This window comes from Archangium sp., from assembly GCF_045802675.1.
In the GTDB taxonomy this organism is placed as follows: domain Bacteria; phylum Myxococcota; class Myxococcia; order Myxococcales; family Myxococcaceae; genus Archangium.
In genome coordinates this window covers 65,478-71,727 of the sequence record NZ_JBJMQO010000119.1, presented here as the reverse complement: position 1 = coordinate 71,727, position 6,250 = coordinate 65,478, and the positions used below count along the sequence as shown (strand labels likewise).

At 72.3% G+C, this 6,250-nt stretch carries 2 protein-coding genes; both read left to right on the top strand.

Going from position 1 to position 6,250, the window contains the following annotated elements:
* Positions 1-4,857: amino acid adenylation domain-containing protein (locus ACJ8AN_RS33325; protein ID WP_407759589.1), on the top strand; the 4,857-nt coding region annotated here is incomplete at its 5' end.
* A 298-nt stretch (positions 4,858-5,155) separates the two neighbouring features.
* The gene (locus ACJ8AN_RS33320) at positions 5,156-6,244 is read left to right on the top strand and encodes an Rpn family recombination-promoting nuclease/putative transposase (protein WP_407759588.1); all 1,089 of its coding nucleotides are present in this window, start codon (positions 5,156-5,158) and stop codon (positions 6,242-6,244) included.
* Positions 6,245-6,250 lie beyond the last annotated feature (6 nt).

The window sequence follows — 6,250 nt, the reverse complement described above, 5'->3', positions numbered from 1 at the left end:
CTGCTCGCCATCCTCAAGGCCGGCGGCGCCTATGTGCCGCTGGATGCCTCCTACCCCGAGCAGCGGCTGGCCTTCATGCTCGAGGACTCCCGCCCTCGCGTCCTGCTCACCACCCGCGCCCTGGCCCCGAGGCTCTCCGCCGCCTCGCACCTGCCCCGCGTCTTCGTGGAGGAGGTGGACCTCGACGGCCTGCCCGCGGCTCCGCCCGACTCGGGCGTCTGTGCCCGCAACCTCGCCTATGTCGTCTTCACCTCGGGCAGCACCGGCCGGCCCAAGGGCGTCGCCGTGGAGCACCGCAGCCTCATGCGCCTGCTGCACGCGCCGCGCTACGCCCACCTCGGCCCCGAGGAGACCTTCCTGCTCATCGCCCCCATCTCCTTCGATGCCTCCGTGCTCGAGGTGTGGGGCGCGCTCGCCTGGGGCGCCCGCCTCGTCGTCTTCCCGCCCGAGTCCCCGGGAGACCTCGAGCTGCTCTCGCGCGTCGTCACCGGCTCGGGCGTGACGACGCTCCACCTCACGGCGGGCCTCTTCTCGCGCGTGGTGGACTGGAAGCTCGAGTCCCTGCGCGGCCTGCGCCAGCTGCTCACCGGCGGTGATGTCGTCTCCGCGCCCCACGTGCGCAAGGCGCTCGAGGAGCTGCGCATCCCCGTCACCGCCTGCTACGGGCCCACCGAGGCCACGCTCTTCACCTCGTGCTTCCGGATGACCGAGCCCCACCAGCCCGGCACCGTGGTGCCCATCGGCCGGCCGCTGGCCAATACCGAGGTGTACGTGCTGGACGCGCGGGGGCAGCCCGTCCCCGTGGGCGTGCCGGGAGAGCTGTTCGTCGGAGGCCCGGGACTCGCCCGCGGCTACCTGGGACAGCCGGAGCTCACCGCCGAGCGCTTCGTTCCCCATCCCTTCTCCCCCACGCCCGGCGAGCGGCTCTACCGCACGGGAGACCTGGCGCGCTGGCGCGAGGACGGGGTGCTCGAGTTCCTCGGCCGGGCGGACACCCAGGTGAAGGTGCGCGGCTTCCGGATTGAATTGGCCGAGGTGGAGGCCGCGTTGCTGGCCCACCCCACCGTGCGCGAGGCCGTGGCCGTGGTGCGCGAGGACGTGCCCGGCGACAAGCGGCTCGTGGCCTACGTCGTGCCCCGCGCTGAGCCTCCGGTCGACACGGTGGAGCTCCGTGGCTTCCTGCAACAGCGGCTGCCCGAGTACATGCGGCCCTCGGCCCTGGTGGCCCTGCCCGCGCTGCCCCTCACCGCCAACGCCAAGGTGGATCGCAAGGCCCTGCCGCCTCCGCCACTCTCGCGCCCGGCGCTCGCGACGGCCTACGTGCCCCCCAGCGGGCCGCACCAGGAGCTGCTCGCGCGCCTCTGGTCCCAGGTGCTCGGCATCGAGGGCCCGGGCGCCGCGGATGACTTCTTCGCACTGGGCGGCTCCTCGCTCGCCGCCATCCAGCTGCTCGCGCACGTGCGCCAGACGTTCGGCGTGGAGGTGCCCCTGCGTCGCTTCTTCGAGGCGCCCACCCTCGCCGGCCAGGCCGCGTGCCTCGCCCAGCTGCTCGCGGGCGGCCACACCGCGCTGCCCCCCGTCGAGCCCACCGCCCGCACCGCGCCCATTCCCCTGTCCTTCTCCCAGGAGCGCGTCTGGTTCATCCGCCAGCTCTCGCCGGAGAACTCCGCCTACAACACCTCCTTCCACGTCCGCTTCGAGGGCCCGCTCGACGCGGCCGTGCTGGAGCGGGCCTTCACCGAAATCGTCCGCCGCCACGAGAGCCTGCGCAGCACCTTCGAGGCCCGTGAGGACGGCCCCGCCCAGGTCGTCCACCCGCCCTACGCCGTCCACCTCCCCCTCGTGCCCCTGGAGCACCTGACGGCCGGGGAGCGCGAGCAGGAGATTGCCCGCCGCCGCTCGGCGCTGATGCACCACGTCTTCGACTTCTCCCAGCTGCCCCTCTTCCGCTACGAGCTGTTGCGGCTCGCCCCGGACGACCACCTGCTGCTGGGCGTGGAGCAGCACCTCATCCACGACGGGCGCTCGCTCGCGGTGCTGATGCACGAGCTCAAGGCGCTCTACGCGGCCTTCGCCGAGGGCCACCCCTCGCCCCTGCCCGAGCCCACCCTCCAGCTCGCGGACCTCACCTCCTGGCAGCGCCGCACGCTCAAGGGCGAGCGGCTCGAGTCGCTCACCCGCTATTGGAAGCAGGCGCTCGCCGACGCCCCCATGGCCCTCGAGCTGCCCCTGGACCGGCCCCGGCCCGCCTTCCACCGCTTCCAGGGCCGCGAGCTGCGCCTGCGCATCCCCGAGAGCCTGTGGCGCCGGCTGCGCGCCTTCAGCCGCGAGGAGGGCAGCACCCTCTACATGACCATGCTCTCCGCCTTCTACGCCCTGCTGCACCGCTACTCGGGCGCCGAGGACGTGGTGGTGGGCTCGGCATTCGCCTGCCGCGAGCGCCCCGAGATGGAGGGCCTCATCGGCATGCTCGTCAACTCGGCGGCCCTGCGCGCCAACCTCTCCGGCCAGCCCACCTTCCGCGAGCTGCTGCGCCGCGTGCGCGACGTGGCGCTCGGGGCCTACGAGCACCAGGGCCTGCCCTTCGACCGCGTCGTCGAGGCCGTCAACCCCAAGCGCGTGCCCGGCCTGCACCCGCTCTTCCAGGTGGACTTCAGCTTCCACGACTCGCCCATGCCGGTGTTCGAGCTGCCCGGCGGCGTGCGCGGCCGGCTCGGCTACTCCCAGTTCGAGTCCGCCAAGTTCGACCTCACCCTCACCGTCATCCCCCTGCAGGAGGGCGCCGAGCCCGCGTACGACTCGGCCATCGAGTCGGGCTTCATGAACTGGGAGTTCAACACCGACATCTTCGACGCGGCCACCATCGAGCGGCTCAGCCGGCACTACTTCACGTTGCTGGAGTCGGCGCTCGCCCATCCCGAGCGGCGCCTGCGCGAGCTCTCGCTGCTGTCGGAGCCGGAGCGCCAGCAGTTGCTGCGCGAGGGGAATGACACCGCGCGCCCGCTGCCCGAGGCCACGGTGGTGGAGCTCTTCGAGGCCCAGGTGGACCGCGCCCCCGACGCCCTGGCGCTCACCAGCGAGGCCGGGTCGCTCAGCTACCGCGAGCTGGACGCGCGCGCCAACCGGCTCGCCCACCGGCTGCGCTCACTGGGCGTGGGCCCCGAGTCGCGCGTGGCCCTGTGCCTGGAGCGCTCGGTGGACCTGGTGGTGGGGTTGCTCGGCATCCTCAAGAGTGGCGCGGCCTGCGTGCCGATGGATCCGCTCTGGCCCACCGAGCGCCTGCGCCTGCTGCTCGAGGACAGCGGGGCCCGCCTCGCCGTGGCCCGGCCCGCCTTGATGGAGCGCCTGGGACAGGACGGCTTGAAGGTGCTCGAGCCCGATGCCCCGGGAGAGCCGGCGCACGCTCCGGAGCGGCGGCTGCACGCCGGGAGCCTCGCCTGTGTGCTGTACACCTCCGGCTCCACCGGGCGGCCCAAGGGCGTCATGCTCACCCACGGCTCGCTCACCCACCACCACCTCTGGCACGCGCGCTACTGCGGCCTGCACGCCGGAGACCGCGTCCTCCAGTTCCACTCCATCAGCTTCGACGCCGCCTTGGAGGAGCTCTTCCCCACCTGGCTCAGCGGCGCCACCGTGGTGCTGCGCCCCGCGGAGCTGTTTGCCTCGGCCGCGGAGTTGTTCTCCTGGGCCGCGCGCGAGCGGCTCACCGTGTTGGACTTCCCCACCGCCTACTGGCACCAGCTGGTGCAGGAGATGGAGGGCTCGGGCGCGCGGCCTCCGGACTCGGTGCGCCTGCTGCTGGTGGCCGGCGAGCGGGCACTGCCCGAGGCGCTCGCGGCCTGGCGCCGGCTCGGAGGCGAGGCGTCCCGGTGGGCCAACCTCTACGGCCCCACCGAAACCACCCTCATCTCCACCGCGTACGAGCTGCCCGCCCACGCCGCGCTCCCCGAGGGCCGCGCCGAGCTGCCCATCGGCTCCCCCATCGACAACACGCAGGCGTACGTGCTCGACGCGCGCCTGGAGCCCGTGCCCCCGGGCGCTCCCGGCGAGCTGTACATCGGCGGGCTCGGCGTGGCCCGGGGCTACCTCGGACGCCCCGAGCTGACGGCGGAGCGCTTCATTCCGGATGCCTTCTCGGCGGTGCCCGGGGCGCGCCTGTACCGCACGGGGGACAAGGTGCGGCGCCGGGCGGACGGCGCGCTCGAGTTCCTCGGCCGGTTGGACCGGCAGCTCAAGCTGCGCGGCTTCCGGATTGAATTGGGCGAGGTGGAGGCGGCGCTGGGCCGGCACCCCGAGGTGCGCGAGGCGCTCGCGGTGGCGAGGCCCGGGCGCTCGGGCGAGCAGGAGCTGGTGGGCTACGTGGTGGCGGCGGGGCGCGTGCCCACGGTGGCCGAGCTGCGGCGGCACCTGCAGGGCAGCCTTCCGGGGTACATGGTGCCCGCGCGGTTGGTGGTGGTGGAGGCCTTTCCGCTCACGCCCAATGGCAAGGTGGACGTAGCCGCGCTCCCGGTGCCGGAGGAAGGGGAGGAGGGGCGCGAGCAGAGCGGACCGCCGCCGAGCACCCCCACGGAGGAGGCCGTGGCCGCCATCTGGCGGGAGGTGCTGGGGTTGGGCTCGGTGGGCCGCCACGACAACTTCTTCGACCTGGGAGGCCACTCGCTGCTCGCGCTGCGCGTGGTGTCGCGCATCCGCAAGGCCCTGGGGGCGGAGGTGCCCCTGGCACAGGTGTTCGAGAAGCCGACGCTCGCCGAGCTCGCGCTCGGGGTGGAACAGGGCCAGAAGCAGCAGCAGCCGGCGCGCCCGGCACTCGTCCCGCGGGCAAGGCGGGCACGGGGCGCCGGAAGCGATTCGCCCTGAGAGGGTTTCATGCGCCCGCCGCACCGGAGGGGTGTCCGGTACAGCGGGTGGGCAGGGTTTTCCGACAGATGCAATGCCAGACGTGCCGAGGGGAAATGCCCGCTCTTTCGGGCTGTCCAAGGTGTCTGTCCAAGGTGTCAGACGACTCGTAAAGGGCGAGATGCCGGAACGAGTCGTTTGACCCCGTCCAGGGGGCGTCTCGGCGGGAGGATGGTCGGGGGCAGACGCGGACGTCCATGGCTCGCGGGCTCACTGCACGGTGCTCCTGGCCCGCACCGTGCTTGGGGCGCCGTGCTCCATGCCCGGTCCTCATGACCTCTTCGCCCGCTATACCTTTGGTCACCCCGAGCGGGCGGAGGCCGAGTTGCGTGCCGTCCTGCCTCCGCATGTTGTCTCCGAGGTGGACTGGTCATCCCTGCGGCGGGAGTCCGGCTCCGTCGTGGACCCGGAGCTGCGCGAGACGGAGAGCGATCTGCTCTTCACCGCGCGCCTGCGCACGGGCCGCTCGCTGCTGCTCTATGTGCTGCTCGAACATCAGTCCACGGTGGACAGGTGGATGGCGCTGCGCATGCTGCGCTACGTGGTGCGCCAGGTGGAGCACTGGCGCCAGGCGCACCCGGAGAGCTCGCTGCTGCCGGTCATCATCCCGCTCGTCATGTACCACGGGCCAGAGGGGGCCTGGACGGCGCCACGGCGAGTGGAGGACCTCTTCGAGCTGCCAGGGGAGACAGAGGAGGCGCGGAAGAACTGGCGAGCGTTGGTGCCGCGCTTCGAGTACCTGCTCGACGACTTGACGGCCGAGCGAGAAGAAGCGCTGAGAAGCCGGCCCGGTCCGCCGCTGGCACGGCTGGCGTGGTTGGTGCTGCGCTACGGGCGTACCGAGGAACTGGCCCGAAAGCTGCCGGAGTGGGTGGCCCTCTTCGCGCAAGTCCAGTCGGCTCCCGAGGGGAGCGAACACCTGGTGGTGGTCATCCGTTACCTGCTGTGGACTGGGGATAAGGCGGTCCAGCAAGCGACAGGGCAGGTGCTACATTCAGTCCTGGATGAGCAACGAGCGGAGGAGTTGATGCGGAGCTACGGCGAGGAACTCATCGAGCGGGGACGCCAACAGGGCCTGACTCAGGGCCTGACTCAGGGCCTGACCCAGGGCCTGGCGCGAGGCCGGGAAGAGGGACTGGCTCAGGGAGTGAGCCGAGGACGTGCCGAGGACATCCTGCGGATTCTCGCCGTGCGGGGGATTCACGTGGACGAAGGCACCCGGCAGCGCATCCTCGACTGCACGGAAGTGGAGACGCTCGACCGCTGGTTCGACCGGGCCCTGCAGGCCACGACCCTCTCCGAGGTGCTGGACGGCGGGGCACACGCTTCTGGGCGGAAGGACTCGTAGAAGTCG

What these genes read in the sequence shown, in the direction of transcription:
- ACJ8AN_RS33320 (WP_407759588.1), top strand. Translation starts at nt 5,156, where the DNA reads ATGCCCGGTCCTCATGACCTCTTCGCCCGCTATACCTTTGGTCACCCC.